Annotated in this window: 19 protein-coding genes and 1 pseudogene; 6 read left to right on the forward strand and 14 right to left on the reverse strand. The window is 29.5% G+C overall.

The window, feature by feature from the left end; translation table 11 throughout:
- Positions 1-12: 12 nt before the first annotated feature.
- The 3 genes from proC to QX51_RS00615 all read right to left on the reverse strand — a co-directional run bounded on the left by proC (position 13) and on the right by QX51_RS00615 (position 4,264).
- Complete coding sequence (gene proC / locus QX51_RS00605; RefSeq protein ID WP_039677960.1) at positions 13-813, reverse strand: pyrroline-5-carboxylate reductase; 801 nt, start codon at positions 811-813, stop codon at positions 13-15.
- Positions 814-979: 166 nt separating this feature from the next.
- Entirely contained in the window at positions 980-3,349 is a 2,370-nt protein-coding gene (hypD, locus tag QX51_RS00610) for a trans-4-hydroxy-L-proline dehydratase (RefSeq protein WP_039677961.1), read from the reverse strand.
- A 3-nt stretch (positions 3,350-3,352) separates the two neighbouring features.
- On the reverse strand, positions 3,353-4,264 hold the full coding sequence (locus QX51_RS00615) for a trans-4-hydroxy-L-proline dehydratase activase (RefSeq protein ID WP_039677962.1): 912 nt from the start codon (positions 4,262-4,264) through the stop codon (positions 3,353-3,355).
- A gap of 210 nt (positions 4,265-4,474) precedes the next feature.
- On the opposite strand from QX51_RS00615, the gene QX51_RS00620 reads away from it, so the two are divergent.
- From QX51_RS00620 to QX51_RS00635, 5 genes are all read left to right on the forward strand, one after another.
- On the forward strand, positions 4,475-5,047 hold the full coding sequence (locus QX51_RS00620; protein WP_039677963.1) for a helix-turn-helix domain-containing protein: 573 nt from the start codon (positions 4,475-4,477) through the stop codon (positions 5,045-5,047).
- A gap of 265 nt (positions 5,048-5,312) precedes the next feature.
- The gene (locus QX51_RS19205) at positions 5,313-6,074 is read left to right on the forward strand and encodes a M20 metallopeptidase family protein (RefSeq protein WP_278246173.1); all 762 of its coding nucleotides are present in this window, start codon (positions 5,313-5,315) and stop codon (positions 6,072-6,074) included.
- Positions 6,075-6,086: 12 nt separating this feature from the next.
- Positions 6,087-6,443, forward strand: coding sequence for a M20/M25/M40 family metallo-hydrolase (locus tag QX51_RS19210; RefSeq protein WP_052232790.1), 357 nt, complete (start codon positions 6,087-6,089; stop codon positions 6,441-6,443).
- 264 nt (positions 6,444-6,707) lie between these two features.
- The gene (locus QX51_RS19215) at positions 6,708-7,031 is read left to right on the forward strand and encodes an AbgT family transporter (protein WP_052232791.1); all 324 of its coding nucleotides are present in this window, start codon (positions 6,708-6,710) and stop codon (positions 7,029-7,031) included.
- A gap of 147 nt (positions 7,032-7,178) precedes the next feature.
- Entirely contained in the window at positions 7,179-7,463 is a 285-nt protein-coding gene (locus tag QX51_RS00635) for a M20/M25/M40 family metallo-hydrolase (RefSeq protein WP_039677964.1), read from the forward strand.
- Between the two features lie 82 nt (positions 7,464-7,545).
- Here QX51_RS00635 and QX51_RS00640 read toward each other — a convergent pair whose 3' ends face one another.
- The 9 genes from QX51_RS00640 to lipA form a co-directional block, all read right to left on the reverse strand.
- Entirely contained in the window at positions 7,546-8,934 is a 1,389-nt protein-coding gene (locus QX51_RS00640) for an FAD-binding oxidoreductase (protein ID WP_039677965.1), read from the reverse strand.
- Positions 8,935-9,008: 74 nt separating this feature from the next.
- Positions 9,009-10,229, reverse strand: a complete 1,221-nt coding sequence (locus QX51_RS00645; RefSeq protein WP_039677966.1) for an electron transfer flavoprotein subunit alpha — start codon at positions 10,227-10,229, stop codon at positions 9,009-9,011.
- A gap of 18 nt (positions 10,230-10,247) precedes the next feature.
- Entirely contained in the window at positions 10,248-11,036 is a 789-nt protein-coding gene (locus tag QX51_RS00650; RefSeq protein ID WP_039677967.1) for an electron transfer flavoprotein subunit beta/FixA family protein, read from the reverse strand.
- Between the two features lie 76 nt (positions 11,037-11,112).
- The gene (gene larA / locus QX51_RS00655) at positions 11,113-12,387 is read right to left on the reverse strand and encodes a nickel-dependent lactate racemase (RefSeq protein WP_039677968.1); all 1,275 of its coding nucleotides are present in this window, start codon (positions 12,385-12,387) and stop codon (positions 11,113-11,115) included.
- Between the two features lie 25 nt (positions 12,388-12,412).
- Positions 12,413-14,005, reverse strand: a complete 1,593-nt coding sequence (locus QX51_RS00660) for an L-lactate permease (protein ID WP_039677969.1) — start codon at positions 14,003-14,005, stop codon at positions 12,413-12,415.
- A gap of 137 nt (positions 14,006-14,142) precedes the next feature.
- A complete protein-coding gene (locus tag QX51_RS00665) occupies positions 14,143-14,856 on the reverse strand; it encodes a FadR/GntR family transcriptional regulator (protein WP_039677970.1) in 714 nt (237 codons plus the stop codon).
- 315 nt (positions 14,857-15,171) lie between these two features.
- Entirely contained in the window at positions 15,172-16,149 is a 978-nt protein-coding gene (locus tag QX51_RS00670; protein WP_039677971.1) for a GIY-YIG nuclease family protein, read from the reverse strand.
- Positions 16,150-16,263: 114 nt separating this feature from the next.
- Positions 16,264-17,247, reverse strand: coding sequence for a lipoate--protein ligase (locus QX51_RS00675; protein ID WP_039677972.1), 984 nt, complete (start codon positions 17,245-17,247; stop codon positions 16,264-16,266).
- 3 nt (positions 17,248-17,250) lie between these two features.
- Entirely contained in the window at positions 17,251-18,129 is an 879-nt protein-coding gene (gene lipA / locus QX51_RS00680) for a lipoyl synthase (RefSeq protein ID WP_039677973.1), read from the reverse strand.
- A gap of 188 nt (positions 18,130-18,317) precedes the next feature.
- Here lipA and QX51_RS00685 point away from each other — a divergent pair, with 188 nt between their 5' ends.
- Positions 18,318-18,644, forward strand: a complete 327-nt coding sequence (locus tag QX51_RS00685) for a hypothetical protein (protein ID WP_039677974.1) — start codon at positions 18,318-18,320, stop codon at positions 18,642-18,644.
- 193 nt (positions 18,645-18,837) lie between these two features.
- On the opposite strand, the gene QX51_RS21520 is transcribed toward QX51_RS00685, so the two are convergent.
- Together QX51_RS21520 and QX51_RS21645 are read right to left on the reverse strand one after the other, a co-directional pair.
- On the reverse strand, positions 18,838-19,152 hold the full coding sequence (locus tag QX51_RS21520) for a LysR substrate-binding domain-containing protein (protein WP_152607185.1): 315 nt from the start codon (positions 19,150-19,152) through the stop codon (positions 18,838-18,840).
- 21 nt (positions 19,153-19,173) lie between these two features.
- Positions 19,174-19,374, reverse strand: a pseudogene (locus QX51_RS21645) (LysR family transcriptional regulator); the annotation flags it as partial.
- Positions 19,375-19,504 lie beyond the last annotated feature (130 nt).

Genomic DNA, 19,504 nt, shown 5'->3' on the forward strand with positions numbered 1-19,504 from the left:
TAGTCCCCTTTTTTATAGTCCTCTAGCCTTATTTACACAAGCTTTCATACATTCTATAATTGAACTTCTAAATCCTTTTTCTTCTAAAACTCTTACTGCCTCTATAGTAGTTCCACCTGGAGAACAAACCATATCTTTTAATTCACCTGGATGTTTTCCAGTTTCAAGAACCATCTTTGCACTTCCCATAACAGCTTGGGCTGCAAATTTATAAGCCTTATCTCTAGGCATTCCATCCATTACTGCTCCATCTGCTAAAGCTTCTATAAACATATATACATAAGCTGGTGAAGAACCACTTACTGAAACTACAACGTCCATTAAGTTTTCTCCCACAACTTCTGTTTTTCCAAATCCACTTAAAATATTGCAAACATAATCTAACTCTTCTTTAGTTACTAAATTATTGTGACAAACTCCTGTTATCCCTTCACAAACTAATGCTGGAGTATTAGGCATTGTTCTTACTATTTTCACATCTTTACCAAATAAAGAGTTTAATCTTTCTAAAGTTTGACCTGGTGCTATAGTTACTATAATTTGATTTTCTCTTACATGATCTTTTATCTCATTTATTACTGTTGCATAATATTGAGGTTTTACAGCTAAAACAACTACTTCTGCTTCTTCTATTACTTTTAGATTATTTTCTGTAGTTTCAATATTTAAACTTTCTTTTGCTGCTGCTAAACTTGGAGCATAAGCATCTGACGCTATAATTTCATCACAAGAAATAATTTTATTTTTTATGATACCTCCCATCATAGCCTTAGCCATATTTCCTGCTCCAATAAATCCTAATTTTTTACTCATTTCAAATATCTCCTTTTTCCCTAATTAACACTGTAACTATTATTTAAATTATTTATAGTAACTACAGTTTTTTATCTATAATAAATTCTCCGCTCATATTTTGAGCAACGGATTTGTCTCAGTAGTAGCAAAGACATATCGTTGGCGATATGAGCGAAGCGAATTTTTATAAAGCTTGTTCAGTACGGTCAATTATCTCATCTTGAAGAGCTTTACTTAAGTTTCTAAAGTGGTCACTATACCCAGCAACACGAACTATTAAGTCTTTATAATCCTGTGGATTATTTTGAGCATTGATTAATGTTTGTCTATCTATAACATTAAATTGTATATGATGCCCATCCATATCAAAATAAGCTCTTACTAAGTTTGCCATTTGATCTAAACCATTTTCTCCAGCAACTACACTTGGAGTGAATTTTTGATTAAGTAATGTTCCACCAGTTCTTAAATGATCCATCTTTGATGCAGATTTTATAACTGCAGTTGGGCCATTTGTGTCTCCACTCTTAGATGGTGATATACCTTCTGATACTGGTTTCTTTGCCAGACGTCCATCTGGAGAAGCCATCATTATTTCACCAAAGTAAACATGGCAAGTAGTTGGAAGCATATTTATTCTATATTGTCCACCCTTCATATTTGGTCTACCTGTTACTGTTTTTTGGTAGAAGTTGAATACATCTTTCATTATATCGTCTGCATAATCATCGTCGTTACCATACTTAGGTGTTTTGTTGCTTACTAAATTTTTAATTATTTCATATCCTTCAAAGTTATTTTCTAAAGCATCCATTAATTCTTCCATAGAGAATTTTTTCTTATCAAATACATTATATTTAATTGATGCTAGAGAGTCTGTTATTGTTCCTATACCAACACCTTGGATATAGTTAGTGTTGTATCTAGCTCCTCCAGCATTGTAGTCCTTACCACTTGATATACAGTCATTTGTTATTATTGATAAAAATGGAGCTGGCATATATCTAGCATAAATCTCTTCTATTACATTACTTCCTTTTATTTTTATATCTAAGAAGTATTCTATTTGCTTTTTATAAGCTTCAAATAATTCTTCGTATGATTTGAAATCTTTAGCATATCCTAATTGTAATCCTAATTGTTTTTTACTTACATTGTCATAACCATTATATAAAGTAAGTTCTAATATTTTAGGAAGGTTGAAATATCCAGTTAATATATAAGCTTCATTTCCAAATGCTCCAGTTTCAACACATCCACTAGTTCCACCAAGTCTAGCATCTTCAATAGTTTTTCCTGCATTTAATAACTCTTGTATTATTGCTTCTGTATTATAAAATGCTGGTTGACCCCAACCTTTTCTTGATATTTCACAAGCTCTTTTTAAGAATTTACGAGGAGTTTTTTTACTTATTTGTACGTTTGAGCTTGGTTGTAATAATTTCATTTCATCCATACAATCAAGTATTAAATAAGAAACATCATTAACTCCATCTTTACCATCTTCAGTAATACCACCAGTATTTATATTTGCAAAGTCAGTGTAAGTTCCACTTTCTTTTAATGTTATACCTACTTTAGGTGGTGCTGGTTGATTATTAAATTTAACCCATAAATTTTCTAATAATTCTAATGCTTTTTCATCATCTAAATTTCCAGCTTCTACATCTTTTTCATAGAATGGATATAGATGTTGATCTAGTCTTCCTGGGCTATATGCATCCCATGGATTTAATTCAGTAGTTACTCCTAAGTGAACAAACCAGTACATTTGAATTGCTTGCCAGTAAGTCTTAGGCTTGTGTGCAGGCACTACATCGCAGTTTGCAGCTATTTGTAATAATTCTTCTTTTCTAACTGGATCAGTTTCAACTTCTGCTAATTCTCTAGCATATGCTGCATATCTTTCCCCTAGAATTATTATTGCATCACAACATATATCCATTGCATTTAATTGAGCTAATTTATCTATAGCTTCTTTATCATTGAAATAATCTATCTTTTCCTTAGCTGCTTTAATATCTGCTTTATAATCTAAAAATCCTTTTTCATATATTTTCTTTGAACCAACAGTATGACCTGGTCCACGCTGTTCCATAAATTCAGTGAATATACCATTTTCATAACAAGTTTTCCACTCATCAGTCATGGCATTTAAAATTTTATGTCTTATTGAGCGCTTTTCCCAGAAAGGAATTATTTTTTCTTCTTGTAATTTCATATCTTCTTCTGTAACTTTGAAGAATATTAAATCTCTATCATTCATAACTTTCATATCTTCTAAAGTATGACAGCAAAGTTCTGGAAAAGATGGTGATGATTGAGGTGAATCACCTTTTTCACCAACAATTAATTCTCCCTCATTTATGCAAAGTGTTTTATTTTCCATAAAATGTTTAAATGCTAAAGCTCTCATTTCTGGAACTGAAACAGATCCTTCATATTCCATATAAGCGTCTGTCATAAGATTAGCTCTTTCCATATAAATATGTGGAGTAGCTTCTACACTTTGCTTTCTTAATTTCTTAATTCTTTCATTCATTCCTCTTTCCATGTCTTAACCCCCTATTTTTGTATTATTAAATCCATTTTTTATAAACAGTTCTTGAAGTTCTTTCATTCTGTCTTTGCTTGGAATTGTAAAGTTTTCACCTTTATATTTCATATCTAATCTGTCATATTTACTACTAGCAATATTGTGATATGGTAATAAATTCACTTGTTTTACACATACATTTTCTTTTAAAAACTTAATTATTTCTTCCATATCCTTGTCATCGTCATTTACAGTTCCTATAACTGGAATCCTTATATAAATATTTGCATTATTTTCACTTAAATATTTTAAATTACTAAGTATAAGCTCATTTCCCTTGCCCATATACTTTTTATGTTTTTCATTGTCCATAGTTTTTATGTCATAAAGGAAGGTATCGGTATACGGTAAAACCTTTTCATAATTAACTTCTGGCGCATATCCACACGTATCAATAGCTACATTGTATCCTTTTCTCTTTATTTTCTTTAATAAAGAAACTATAAGGTCACTGTCTTGTAACATTACTTCCCCTCCAGATAAAGTAACTCCACCAAAAGAAGATTCATAAAACATACTATCTTTTTCTATTTCCTTCATTATGTCATTAATTGAATAATCAGTACCTGCAATTTCCCTAGCATTGTTCACACAATAATCTAAACATTTGCCACAAGTCTCGCAACTGTTTCTATCATATTTAACATTTCCACTTTCATCATCTTTTGTGTTACAAGAGCAGACTTTAGTACAATATAGACAATTGGTACATTTTTCTCTATTGAACATTATTTCTTTTTTAAAACTTTGACTTTCTGGATTATGACACCACCAACAATTTAATGCACAACCTTTAAAAAACACTGTTGTTCTTATTCCATCTCCATCATGGATAGAATATTTTTGAATACTTATTATATTTGGTATTTTCATAACCTCCCCTCTTTTTTCATATATATGAATTTTATACCTTTATAATTTCATGATAGTACATTGTTATTAATTTGTCATTTGTTTTTTTCATTATTTTTTATATTTTTTCATTCATATGAAATAAATATTTATTTATATAAGTTGACTTATTCAACATATTAATTTAATATTTAAATTATCCATAATTAAAATCCAAGGGGAGTTAAGTTAATGAACTATAATGCTAGTATAGGTTTAAAAATAAAAGAACTAAGAAATGCAAAAAAATTCACACTTAAATATCTAAGTGAGGAAACTAATTTATCAATAGGTTTTTTGTCTCAGTTGGAAAGGGGAATGACTAGCGTGGCCGTTGATTCTCTTGCTAAGATTGCAAAGGTACTAGAAGTAAATCTTCTAGACTTTTTTGACTATGCTGACGAAAACAGTAAATCTTGTATCACAAGAAGTTATGATAGAAAGTACACTGCAATAGATTCAGAAATTATTCAATACACTTTAAATAAAGATACCTTTGCTTATGATATGCTTCCAAGAGTGCAACAATTAATGCCACACAAATATAAGGAATCTGAAGATATAGAACTATATTCTCATGAGGGTGAAGAGTTTATTTATGTACTTGAAGGTGTTTTAACCTTAAATATTGATAATACAGTAACTGATTTATATCCTGGTGATTGTGCCCATATTAAATCAACTTCACCACATAACTGGAGTAATAATACATCAAAAATAGTAAAAATACTTACAGTAAATACTCCTAACCCTTTCAAAAAATAATTTCACATAAATGAATTTTTCTATAAAAAAGGATATGAAGCTCATATCCTTTCTTCAATTATTACCACTTTTATCTCCTTTTCATTGATTTCTTAATTTTATATCTGATTCTTTATGAATTTAATAGCATAGCTTCATTTTTTATGTAAAGATGAAGCTATATTTTTTGTATAATTTTATTTTAAATATAAAATATACATAATTTCTTTTTATAGTAGATAAAATTTATGAACTCTGCGAAAAGTACTATGACAAAATTGTAGAAATCAGGCATCAATTACACATGTATCCAGAAGTAGGATACGATGAGTTTAATACATCTAAGTTAGTAATCAGCGAGCTAAAAAAATTAAATCTAGAAATAAAAACAAATGTTGCTAAAACAGGTGTTATTACTTTATTAAAAGGAAAATACCCTGGAAAAACCATACTTGTTAGAGCAGATATGGATGCTCTTAGAGTTGATGAAGAAACTGATTTAGAATTCAAATCTAAGATTCCTGGTGTAATGCACGCTTGCGGTCACGATGGTCACACTGCTTCACTGCTTGGAGCTGCTATGATCTTAAGTGAACTAAAAGATAAGTTACATGGAAATATTAAGTTTATGTTCCAACCAGATGAAGAAATTGAAAGCGGAGCAAAACCAATGATTGATGAAGGCATATTAGAAAATCCTCATGTTGATGCTGCCTTTGGTGGACATTTGTGGGGAGGAGTAAAAGAAGGAATGGTAGGTGTAAAACACGGTCCTATGATGGCCTCTCCAGACATATTCAATATAAAAATTATAGGTAAAGGTGGTCACGGTGGTGTACCACAAAGCTCAATAGATCCTATCCCAATTTTATCTCAGGTTATAAGTACACTACAAACTGTTGTAAGCAGAAAAAATAATCCTTTTACTCCACTAGTTCTTTCTTGTTGTCATGTGAAGGCAGGAAATACTGATTGTCATAATGCCATTCCAACAGAAGCACTTCTTGGTGGTACTGTTAGAGCTTTTGATGAGGAAACTAGAACTTAGACAGAAAAAATCATGGAAGATATTTTAAAAGGTATTACTACCTGTCAAGGTGCGACTTATGAATATGAATACATAAGACAATTTCCACCTTTAGTAAATGATGATAATATGACAAGTTTGACCATGAAATCAATAAAAAAAATCATTGGAGACAAAAATGTTTTTGAACTAAGCGAACCATCTATGGGTGGTGAAGATTTTGCATATCTGGCTAAAGAAGTGCCTGCTACCTTCGTTTTTGTTGGTATTGCAGAAGATGAAAATCATCCAGTACTTCATCATAATTCAAAATTCCAATGGGATGATAAAAATATGAAAGTTCTTTGTAAAGCTTTATGTCAAGTTTCAATTGACTATTTAAGTAGTTAAATTTTAATTAAGGGGGAGTTGTTTTGGGTAAAGTAAAAGAAGAAAAAAACAAGGACTGCTAATGCGATTCTTAAACGTAGTTGAAAAGGTGGGTAATAAATTACCAGACCAGTTACCATATTTGTAATACTTTGGTTTGTTGTTATGATATTATCGTACTTTGTAGCTAAATCAGGTGTTACTGCTATACATCCTGGTCAAGTCGATGAAACAACTGGTAAAAATTTAGTTGTTCAAGGCCTCAATTTATTAAGTAAATAACAATTGCAATTATTCTTAACAAGTATCGTTACAAACTTTACAAGTTTTGCTCCTTTAGGATTACTACTTGTTACTATACTTGGTGCAGGTCTTGCCGAAAAGTCTGGATATATGGAAACTGTTATGAAAACTACTGTTACTAAAGTTCCTAAAAAATTACTAACTGGTACAATAATATTCGTTGGTATAATAGCTAATGCAGTGGTTGATGCAGGATTTTCTGCCAATTTAATGGTAAGTATGTTAGACATACTTGTTGCAGGATTTACAATTCCAGCTGCTCAAATTGTTAATTCAAATTATACTGGTACTCCTGCAATGAACTGATATTTCTTAATAATTTCAACATTTATACTTGTGGTTCTTGGTACATTTGTAACAGAAAAATATTTAGCTCCTCGTTTTGAGGGTACAGATTTTGTTGCCGCTGATAATGATGTAGATTCTGAAATAACTCCACTTTAAAGAAAAGCTATGATTAATGATGCAAAATGTTCAGCAATTGCTGAAAATGCTTCCTCTGAAATAGTTGGTAAAAATAATGTGATAAAATTCGAAAAAGTAACTGGTAGCGAAGACTTCTCTTTCTATCTTGAAAAGGCTTCTGGTGCTTTAGCTTTTGTTGGATGTAGAAATGAAGAAAAATGTGCTTGCTTTTCTCTTCATAGTGGCAATTTCAATATTGATAAAGATGTCTTAGAAATAGGAACAAAATTATATGTAAAATATGCACTTGATTATTTAACTTCAGATAAATAATTATAATTTACCTAATATTAAAAAATAGCCATGTTAAAATTAAATTTAACATGGCTATTTTTTAATATTGTTATATAATTCATTAATAAATTTTACCTGGATTTAAAATATTTTTTGGATCAAAAGCAAGTTTTATTCCTCTTAATATGTTTACATAGTTTTCATCTTTAGATTCACAGAAATATGGACTCTTGGCATATCCTATTCCGTGTTCTCCTGAAACTTCTCCTTTTAATTGTCTTGCTTTACTAAACATTAACTCGAAAGCATTAGAAAGTCTTTCTTTCCATTCTTCTTCTGGCAAATCATCTTTATGAGGATACACATGCAGATTTCCGTCTCCTGCATGCCCAAAACTTTTTATTCTAAGTCCAACCTCTTTTTGTATATCGTGAGTATATCTTATAAACTCTGCCACCTTGTCTCTTGGCACAACAACGTCACACTCATCTATTACACTATTTGCTTTGAAGGCTTCTAAGAAAGCTCCCCTTGCAGACCATATACTTTCATTTCTCTCATCCGTATCTGAAATTAATACATCATAAGCTCCGCATTCTAAGCAAAGTTTTGCCACATTTTCATATTCTTTTTCTATTTCTTCTGTAGAGTTTCCATCAAATTTTAATAATAAATATGCATTAGATGAATTATCTGGGAATTTCTTTCCTAAAAATTCTTCAGCACCAACTATTGCTTCTCTTTCCATAAACTCTACTGCTGTTGGTATACATTTAGATTTTATAATTTTAGGAACAGTATCTATAGCAGACTCCAAGTTTGGAAAAGGTATAAGCAAACTAATTGCCTTTTTAGGTAATGGTAATAATTTAAGTATGGCTTTTGTAACTATACCCAAAGTACCTTCTGAACCTACTATTAAATCTTTAACTGCATATCCAGATGAATTTTTAACTACTTTTCCTCCTACATTTATTATTTCCCCATTAGGAAGTACTACTTCTAAACCTCTTACATAATCTCGTGTTACTCCATACTTTACTGCTCTCATTCCACCAGCATTAGTGTTTATATTTCCACCAATTGCTGCACTTTTTTCTCCTGGATCTGGTGGATAAAATAAATCATGTTCTTCTACATATTGACCGATTGTCATAAGTAAAACTCCTGGTTCTACAGTTAGAGTTAAGTTTTCTTCATCAAGTTCTAGTATTTTATCCATTTTACACATATTAACCATTATCCCACCATAAAGTGCAACAGATGCTCCAGAAAGTCCAGTTCCTTGTCCCCTAGGAGTCACTGGTATATTATTTTCATAAGCATATTTCATTATTTTTGAAACTTGATCACGATTTCTCACATAAACCATAGCTTCTGGATATTTTAGCTCCCCTGCTAATTCATCATGAGCAAAATCTTCACTTATTTCATCACCAACTATAACATCTTCAGCATTACAAATACTTTTTAAAAATTCTATATCATTTTTATCTAATTTTTTATACATAATATTCCCCTCCTTTTTATAATAAAGCTTATTCATTTATATTTTCATACATTTACTTAATCATCAGATGTATCTTATGCTTTAGCTAATATATCTTGTTTACTACATGAATTAATAGAATTTTCAATCTTTTCAATTAACATTGGAATTATTTCATAAATATCCCCTATTAATGCTAAATGAGCCACATCAAATATAGGAGCATTTTCATCTTGATTTATGGCAATTATATAATCTGACCCCTTCATACCCGCAACAAATTGAACTGCTCCAGACACACCACAAGTTATTATAAGTTTCGGTTTTACTGTTCTTCCACTAAGTCCTATTTGTTTTCTAGGATCTACCCAGCCTGCCTCAATAGTTGGTCTAGTTCCTCCTATTTGTGCACCTAGTAAATCTGCCAACTTTTCTGCCATTTGTATATCTTCTGCTTTTTTAAATGCTCTACTTACAACAACAACTACTTCTGCATCTTCTATACCTATAACTTTATTTTTAATTTTAGTTTCTAAAACTTTTATATTAGATTGTAATTTATTCTTTTCAATTTCACATATAGTTATTTTTCCAGTAGGATTTTCTACTTTCTCTGGTGCATTAAATATTTTATATCTAACTGTAGCAAATTGAGGTCTATGGTTTGGAGTATTTATATGTGCCATTATATTTCCACCAAATGCCGGTCTTATTTGGTCTAAGTCTGTATTTTCTTGAATATCTAAAATTGTACAATCTGCAGTAAGCCCTGTTCTAAATCTTGCAGCAAGTCTAGGTGCTAAAGATCTTCCTATAGTTGTTCCACCAAATAACATAATTGTTGGCTTAATTTTAGATATATAATTTTCTACTGCTGCAGTGTATGGTTCTATTCTAAATTTATCTAATTCTTCATCATCATAAACAAAAACTTCATCCACACCATAAGAAAGCAGTGGTAAACATTTATCTTTTATATTATTTCCAACAAATACACAATAAACTGGATGATTTATTTTTGCTGCTAATTCTCTTGCCTTACCTATTAATTCATAAGTAACTGGATGAATTTCGCCATCTGAATGTTCCACATAAACTGTGATACCTTTCCACTCATCCTTATTTATAGCAACCTTTTCATCTTCTTCAAATTCAAAAGTGCCTTCTGGACCTTTTTTTACACACATTTTACACATTTTACAAGCTGCGTTTATTTCAACTTTTCCATCTATTTCTTCCAATGCACCAAAAGGACAAAGTTCTAACACTTCTTCTATATTATCAATTTTATTTTGATTAACAATTATCTTAGCCATTATATTATTCCTCCTTAACTATATTATTTTTAAGTCTACTATTTTATTGAATAGAGCTTCACATAACTCATTACTACTACCTTTTAATACATTTTTATCTGTATTTGGTGTAGGCGGGAAAATCCTCTTAACTTGAGTCGGTGAACCATTTAATCCATAATGATGTTCATCTTTATCTTCAAAATCACCTAAAGTAAACATTGGTATTTCTCTATCCTTAGTATCCATCTTTAATTTAAAAGAAGGTAATCTTGGCTGGAATATATCTTTTTCCACAGTAATTAGACATGGATAAGTTATTTCACATACTTCCATAGAAGTAGGTAAATCTATCTCAACTACTATGGAATCTTCTTTTACTTCTATTATTTCAGTTACGTTTGTCACGTGAGGTATGTTTAAAAACTCAGCAATTTCTGAACCAACTTGTGCTGTGTCGCCATCTGTAGTTTGTTTTCCACATATGATTAAATCTGGATTAGATATTTTTTTAATCCCTTGAGATAAAGTATAAGAAGTAGCAAGAACATCTGCTCCACCAAATTTTCTATCACTAATTATTGCTCCTTCATCAACACCCATGGAAAAACTTTCTTTTATTACAGTTTTAGCTTGAGGTGGTCCCATTGTTATGGTTTTTATAGTAGCTCCCTTTTCTTTTTTTATTCTTAATGCCGTTTCTAAGGCAAATAAATCGTAGGGATTCATCTTTGAATCTACTCCATCTCTTTTTAAAACTCCAGTAACTGGATCAACTTCAACTTGTGTAGTTCCAGGAACTTGTTTAACACATACTAAAATTTCCATTCTTCTTCCCCCTTAACTATTTAATCAACCAAGTTGCCTTCATTAATAACAAAAGCATCTTGCTTATACTATAATTTTATTTAACTATTACAGATACACCATCTGGAATAACAACAACTTTAGCATCTTTACCTTTAATTTCATAAGCCATATTTAGTGCCTCATCAAAATTATAAGCATGTTTCATATGCATATTTTTAATCATTTGTGGGTCACATTGATCTGTAACCATTATTACTGTAAATCTATCTAAAATTCTTGCTAGTATTTGAAATTCCCATTGATCAGGAACAGTATCTTCTTTTTTTACATTTCTTACATTTTCAAGTATTTCTTTTGGACATAAAGCATTTGCCACATTATTATAAAAAGACTGACCTCCATGGCCATCATTGCAAGCTGCTACCATTATTATTACTCCGCCTTCTTTACAAGTAGCCTCAGCCGCCGTCATTCCTTTTACTGATTGATAAATATTCTGGTCAAGAGGATAACCTCCATTTGTACTTACAACTATGTCTGATGGAACTTTATCTATTTTTGATAAATTAGTTACAAATTCACATCCTTCTTTATGCGCTTTGTCCACATCTCCTGCAAAGGATGCTATAACTTTCTTATCTTTGTCTATTGCCACGTTAACAATAAAAGCTAAGTTGGCAGTTTTTGCAGCATATACCATATCTTCATGTATAGGATTATTTTTCAAAATTCCTGTTCTTGAATTATCATTATCTATAAATTCACTACAGTGGTTATACATTATAGTTTTTGCAGAAGCTATTCCTGGTAAAATACTTTTTCTTCCTCCAGAAAACCCTGCAAAGAAATGTGGTTCTATAAAACCTTCAGCTATAAGTAAGTCTGCCTCTGCAGCCAATTTATTTATATAAAAATCTCCTCCAGAAGGTAGTACACCCATTTTTTTCATGTCTTCATCCTTAGTTGATATATGCATTACAATTTCTTCATTTTCAACTATTTCTTCTCCCAACTTAAAAATTAATTCTTCTTTTGTGCTAGGTCTATGAAAACCTGTTGCAACTAAGATTTTAATTTTTGCCTTTGGATTACCTTTTCTAATTCTTTCTAATATTTGTGGCATTATTACACGACTTGGCACTGGTCGTGTATGATCACTAGTTATAATCACAATATTTTCTTTATCTTTTGATAATTCTTCTAATCTTGACTGGCCTATTGGATTGTCCAAAGAATCTTTCACAATCTCACTTTCTGTCTTATTTACTATAAAATCATGAGCCTTAGAAACTAATATAGCTTCTAAATTTCTATCTTCTATTTCTAAATTCATACCCTGTTTTGAATAAGGTACTTTTATAATTGCCATAATAAAAACTCCCCCTTAATTAAATTTAAAGTCCTAGTATAGGTAAAAATCTACCAAAATATACGATTAAACCAAGTATAATTACGTATCCTAAACAATACTTCACCGTAGAGCTAAATATTTTTCCTTCTTGACCAATAAGCCCTGTAGCAGATGTGGCTATGGCTATACTTTGTGGCGAAATCATTTTCCCCGCTGTTGCGCCTGCTGTGTTTGCTGCAGCAATCCAGTAAGGATCTATTGATAAAGATTTGGCAGCCTCCACTTGCAATCCTCCAAATAGAATATTGGCTGAAGTGTCACTTCCCGTAACAAAAGTCCCTATAGCTCCAAGAAGTGGTGAAATTAGCGGATAAAAACTACCTGTTATTGCACATAAACCAAAGGATATGGAGCTGGTCATTCCACTATAAGACATAATTTTTGATATGGCTACTATGGACATTATTGTTATGAAAGACGTCTTTAATTGTATAACCGTATCCTTAAAAACAATTGCCATATATTTAATATTTAGCTTTTGTATAATTCCAGCTATAAAAGTTGCTATAATTATCATCATACCAGGTGTGTTAATCCAAGAAAAACTTGTAGTTGATGTAGCATTTCCACTATATATATGGAAACTACTACTAACTTTTCCTACTAAAGCATTTAAACTTGGTACTAATGGACTAGTAAGTAATATTAAGGTGCATAGCAGTATATATGGTAGCCAAGCTAGAACACCTTCTTTTAAAGTAACTTTTTTACTTGCGTATACATCTCCCGTATTCTCTATTTCAAAACTTTCTTTCTCAAATTCAGCTTCATTTGATGAATTTTCTACTTTTTTCTTATTAATTAATTTGGCCATTAATATAGTACAAACCATACTACAAATACTTCCTATAAGCGCTGGAAGTTCTGCTCCTAAATATTTAGCAATAAATATTTGAGGTATTGCAAAAGCTACTCCAGAGACTAAGGTAATACAAAAAACTCCTTTTATTGATTTTAAACCTTTTCCTGTGATAATAACTAGTAAGAATGGTATTAACATAATAAATCCTGCTAACTGTATTGATGTGATATAACTAAGTTTGATAACGTCTAGACCTGTTACAGTAGCTAAAGTTGTTACGGGTATTCCTATTGCTCCAAAAGCTGTTGGTACCGTATTAGAAATTAAGCAGATTACTGCTGCAAATATGGGATTAAATCCAATTGATGCTAATATACTAGCTGGTATAGCAACAGCTGTACCATAACCTGCAACAGCCTCTAAAAATCCTCCAAATCCCCACGCTAAAATTAATACTTGTATTCTCTTGTCTGTTGTAATACTAGATAACATTAATTTCATTGTGTCCATAGTTTTTGTTTTAACGGCTAAGTTATAAGTAAATAATGCAGCTACAATTACTAAAAGTATGGGCCAAAGTGCTATCGCCATACCTTCAACAGATGCTGTTACCCCATCAATAACTGGCATCTTCCAAAATATTATTGCTATTAGCAAACTTAAAAATGCTGTAAATAAACAAGTCTTATGAGCTGGTAGTTTTAATGCTCCTAAAGAAACTATCAACCATATAATAGGAACTAAAGCAATCAAAAATAAAACATATTGATTCATTCAAACTTCCCCCTTGTTATAGTACTGGTCATTCCACTAATGGTCAGTGGTATTACCACTTTTTCTTTTATTGTATTCCTTATTAGAATAAAAAACAAGAATAGTTTGAATATTAACAATATTTCTACTAATAAATATTAATCATTTATATCTATTATTATTTTTTCCACATAATCCATATGATCTTTCATAGCTTTTATAGATAATTCTTCATTTTTATTGATAATTGCATCACAAATTTCCTTATGTTGACACAGCAAAAATTTATCTGCAGAATCTTTTTTAATAATTTCACATCTAGCATCTTCAATAAACTTTTCAAATAACATTGATGATGTAGTAAATAAACATTCTATTAAATAATTTTTACTCATTGATGCCAACTTATTATGAAATTCTTTATCCAATTTAACTAATATTTCATTTCTATTTTCATTTAAAGTTTCTTCTTCCATTTGATTAACTATATTTAAAAGTTCCCTACAATCAATATTTGTAGCTCTATTAGCAGCCAATTTAGAGCTTTCTATTTCTAAAATTTTTCTTAATTCGAAAATATCTTGAGATTTACCATTATTTAATTTAAAAATCATTGATAAAGGCTGTAGTAATGATTTTTCAGGATTAGTACATATAAAATTACCTTCCCCATGTATACTCTCAATTACACCCATTGCTTCTAAAACTCTAATGGCCTCTCTTACAGATGCTCTACTTATATTCATTAGTTCACATAATTCTCTCTCTGATGGTAATTTATCACCCTTTTTTAAGTCTCCTGATAAAATATTTTGTTGTATTTGCTCTATGACCTGCTCATAAACTTTTCTATTTGGTATACTATTGAACATGTTTCTCCCCCTTAATATCTCATAAGTAGATTATATATTACATTCTTATAAATTGTCTAATTTTCTATTTTAAACAACTTTATTGGTAAATTTTCCAAACCAAAAAATAACCCTATTAAGCAAAACTTTTGTTTTAAATACTTAATAAGGCTATATAATATCATTTCATATTAAATTAATTTTCTATAAATGTTTTGTCTTACAACTCCTGCCTCACATATTATTGTATCTGTAAACTTTACACAATTTGTTGTTAAATAAATAAAATTCTACCATCATAACAAGTGGTGTCTCTATAAAATTTTTAGCAAATCTTTATAATTGTATATAATGAATATTTTTATTTATATATATATAAGAATAAATTATATTAATATAGTCTATATATGATTTATCATAATTTTCCCAACTTTGATTTTTTAATGTAAACTGTGATACCTCATTAACTAGTTCTTCTCTTTCAATGTCATTAAAAATATCAATATTAATTATTTGTGAAAATTCAACATTAATGCCATTAATCAAATATAAATTGTACTTTTTCTTATCTATTTCTATCCATAATATAAGTTTAGGATTACTTTTTAAAAGCTCAAATGAATTTTGTTTATGTGAGATACTCCTTATAAGTTCTATATTGTTTTTTATTTCTCTAGCTCTTTCAAAATTTAAGGAGGAGGATGCATCTATCATATCTTCTTCCAATTGTTCTATTAAACTATTATCACCATCAAATGTATCTTGAAGGATATTGTAAATTTTTTCATATTCCGAAGAAGCATCTACTCTGCATGGACCAATACATTTATTTATATTATATCTAATGCATTTTGTTCTTGTATTGCATATGGGTAATTTAAAATAATCAAGTAAAAAATCCCTTAAAGTAAATAATCTTTTATTCATGGAAAACGGACCAAAGTAAATACCTTGCCCCTCCTTCTTATCAACAATATTCATAATATTATGACTGTGTGCATCTAACTTTATATATTTGTATTTTTCATAATTATTCATTAAAGTATTATACATTGGTCTTATATTATGAATATAATCACATTCTAATAATAAGGCATCCAGCTCTGTGTCTGTTGTTATATACTCTACATCATTGATAGATTTCACCATTCTTTCAATTTTACGAGAACGATTAATATGAGCTCTAAAATAGCTCTTAACACGATTTCTTAGATTTATTGATTTTCCCACATATATTATATTGTTATAAATGTCTTTCATTATATAAATACCGGCACATTGTGGTATTTTATCTATTTTATCTTTTAAGTTCATATTATACCTTTCTACAATATATTTTGTCTTTGCCTTATTATATCAATATTAATAAGCATATTACTATCATAAAACCATTTAAACAGTACTTTATTCTTTTTGCAGATTATATTGTTAGTCAATTATACACTCTAATAAATCATCTTTAGTTATTTTATAAAAATAATTTTCTATATCTAATGTATCAAGTAATTTACTTATATCTTCTCTTACATATTTACAATCAATAAATGATTCTTCCAATATGGATATCTCTCCACTTAAAAAGAAATCTCCTTCTATTGTACAGTTTTTAATTATTCCTTTTTTTACATTAAGCTTAAAATCTACACGACCACCATTAAATCTTTTATATCTACTAATATTAAATATTGGATTTTTCCCATAATTCCAATCCCAAGATTCAAATTTTTCTTTTTGTATTTTATTTATAGATTTTATATCCTCTTTAGTTAGCGTATATGTAGTACTATTTTTCAATAAGCTATCTAACATTATATCTCTAAAATTTTCACTAGTAATATTATCTTTCATCACTTCACTAATATTTATTACTCTTTCTCTTACTGATTTTATACCCTTTGCAATAATCTTATCTTCTGCTACAGTTATACTTTCTACCATAGCCTGTATATCTGTATTAAATAATATGGATCCATGATGTAGGATGGCATTATCTTTTCTATATTGTGCATTCCCTGAAAACTTTCTATTTCCTATTAAAAGGTCATTTCTACTATTAAAATGAGCATCCACATCTTGTTTTTGAAGCGCTTCAACAATAGGACCAGTAAATTTATCAAATGAAATTCCTTCTTCTTTGTAGTTTTTTTCTATAAATGTAAATTGCCAAGCGCCCATATCTGTGTATATGGTTCCTCCTCCAGAATTACGTCTAACTACATTTACATTATTTTCTCTCACATATTTTTCGTTAATTTCAGAAAAAGTATTTTGATATCTTCCTACCATTATTGTAGGATTTGTTCTCCAGAATAAAAATATTTCATCATCATCCAAATCCTTTTGTGTAAGTAAATACTCTTCAAGAGCAAAGTTGAAATATGGGCTAGTTGAATTACTATTTATATAAATCATTACTTATCCCCTCTCATTAGCCTTAGTCTGCAATGCGTCTGCCGCTTTATATGAGCTTCTAACAAGCGGACTACTTGCTATAAATCTAAATCCTTTTTCCACTCCAACTTTTCTATATTCTTCAAATTTTGCCAAAGAAACATATTCTTCCACATCCACATGTTTTCTGCTTGGTTGTAAATACTGTCCTATAGTAAAAATATCACATCCAACTGCTAATACATCATCCATTAGCTTATATATTTCTTCATCTTCTTCCCCTAATCCAACCATAATACCTGTTTTAGTTAGTATCTCTGATGATTTTTCTTTTACATATCTTAAAACATATAATGATCTATCATAAATAGCTTCTGGTCTTACTTTTTCATATAGTCTTTCAATAGTTTCCATGTTATGATTTATAACATCTGGTTTAGCTTCTATTATTATATCTAAGTTTTTATCTTCACCTTTTAAATCAGGAATTAATACTTCTACAGTAACTCCTGGATTTAATTTTTTTACTTCTTCAATAGTTTTAGCAAAATGCTTTGCTCCACCATCTTCTAAATCATCTCTCGTAACACTAGTTATTACCACATGCTTTAAGTCTAGTTTTTTTGCTGATTGAGCCACATGTAGTGGTTCTAATGGATCTAAATGTGTAGGAGTTCCATTTGTAACATTACAAAACTTACAGTTTCTAGAACATTGATTACCCATTATCATAAACGTTACTGTTCTTTTTTTATAGCATTCACCCCTATTTGGACAGTTTGCTTCTTTACAAACTGTGTGTAAAGAATCATCCTCCATCATCTTGCCTATGCTACCTACTTCACTATCATAAGTTACTTTAAACCACTCAGGTTTTCTTACTCTTCTTTTTTTATCTCCCATGACTTTCCCCTTTTTTAAAATAATTTATGTAATTTTATTGTAGCATAGGATTTATATTTTTATATTATGTTATTTTAGACTATTTCATATAATATAAATATATTATAATATAGACTTATACAATCAATATCATTTAATTGTATAAATGATATGTTTTATATTTTAATTTTTTATAATGGAGGTTAACTATGGCACTTGGAGCTTTATTTGTATTATTTATAATTTTAACAACTGTAAGTTTATTATCAATTACATTACTTTATACTTTAAAAAATGAGAAACTAAAAAATATGTTTTTTTACTTTTTATGTGGATGGTCCATAATCATTACTAGTCTTAATATTACAGCCCTTCCAAGTAATTATCTAGTATCAAGATTAATTGCAAGTATATTTGGACTACTAGCTGTAATATCAATTATTATTAAGATTAAAAAACCTCATAAAAAAAGTTTAAGCTACTTACTTGCTTCTGCTTCAGCTTTACTAGGATTAGTAGATTTATTTTTCTTTTAAATCTTCTTATATAAAAATAAGTGGAACCCAATATAAAATTAGTTAACCACTTATTTATCTTCTTATTTATGTTGTGCCAATTATTTATTCCTAATAATTAATTTTCATTCATACTTATAACACAACCTTTAAACTCTTTTTTGCTTTCACTCATATTCAAGTTTTTATTCCATCCCATATAAATACTTTTATATTATATATTATCCTTTATTTTAATAGCCGATATTTTATTGGTATTAATCATGTGTGTATTTAAAATTATTGAAATCCTTGCTCCAGCCACAACTAAAGCTGCAAGTACGCTACCTTCACTTGGCTGTGCATAGACTTTTGGTGTATATCCAATCAACCCAGAATATGACTGTATAACATTATCTGACTTATCATCATATGCTATAAAATACTCATCCTTTAAATCTTTTAGATAAACTTCTTCCTTATTAGCTAAACTATGATTCTTAGGAGCTATCAATATATATTCTTCATTTTTTACTAAAGTTGATTCTATTTCTGGATATTTATTTAAATCTTATATCTCACTTAAAGCTGAATCAGCATATTTTAAAAATACCTCTCCAAATTCAGTTATTTTTATATTACATCCTACGCGTTGAAATAATTCAATATCCAACTCTTCCTCTAGTTTAGATATTGCCTTACTTAAATCTGGCTGAGAAACAGATAATATATTAGAAGCTGTCGTAAAATTTTTAGTTTCTGTTATAACTTTAAAATATTCTAATTATTTTAAGTTCATTTCCTTCTCCTGTCTTTCCACAAATATATAGCTTTTAGTTATATATCTATGAATATTTTAAATTAGACATATACACTTATATAGTGTTATAATCTCATAATTC

Origin of the sequence: Terrisporobacter othiniensis (assembly GCF_000808015.1) — a bacterium.
In the GTDB taxonomy this organism is placed as follows: domain Bacteria; phylum Bacillota; class Clostridia; order Peptostreptococcales; family Peptostreptococcaceae; genus Terrisporobacter; species Terrisporobacter muris.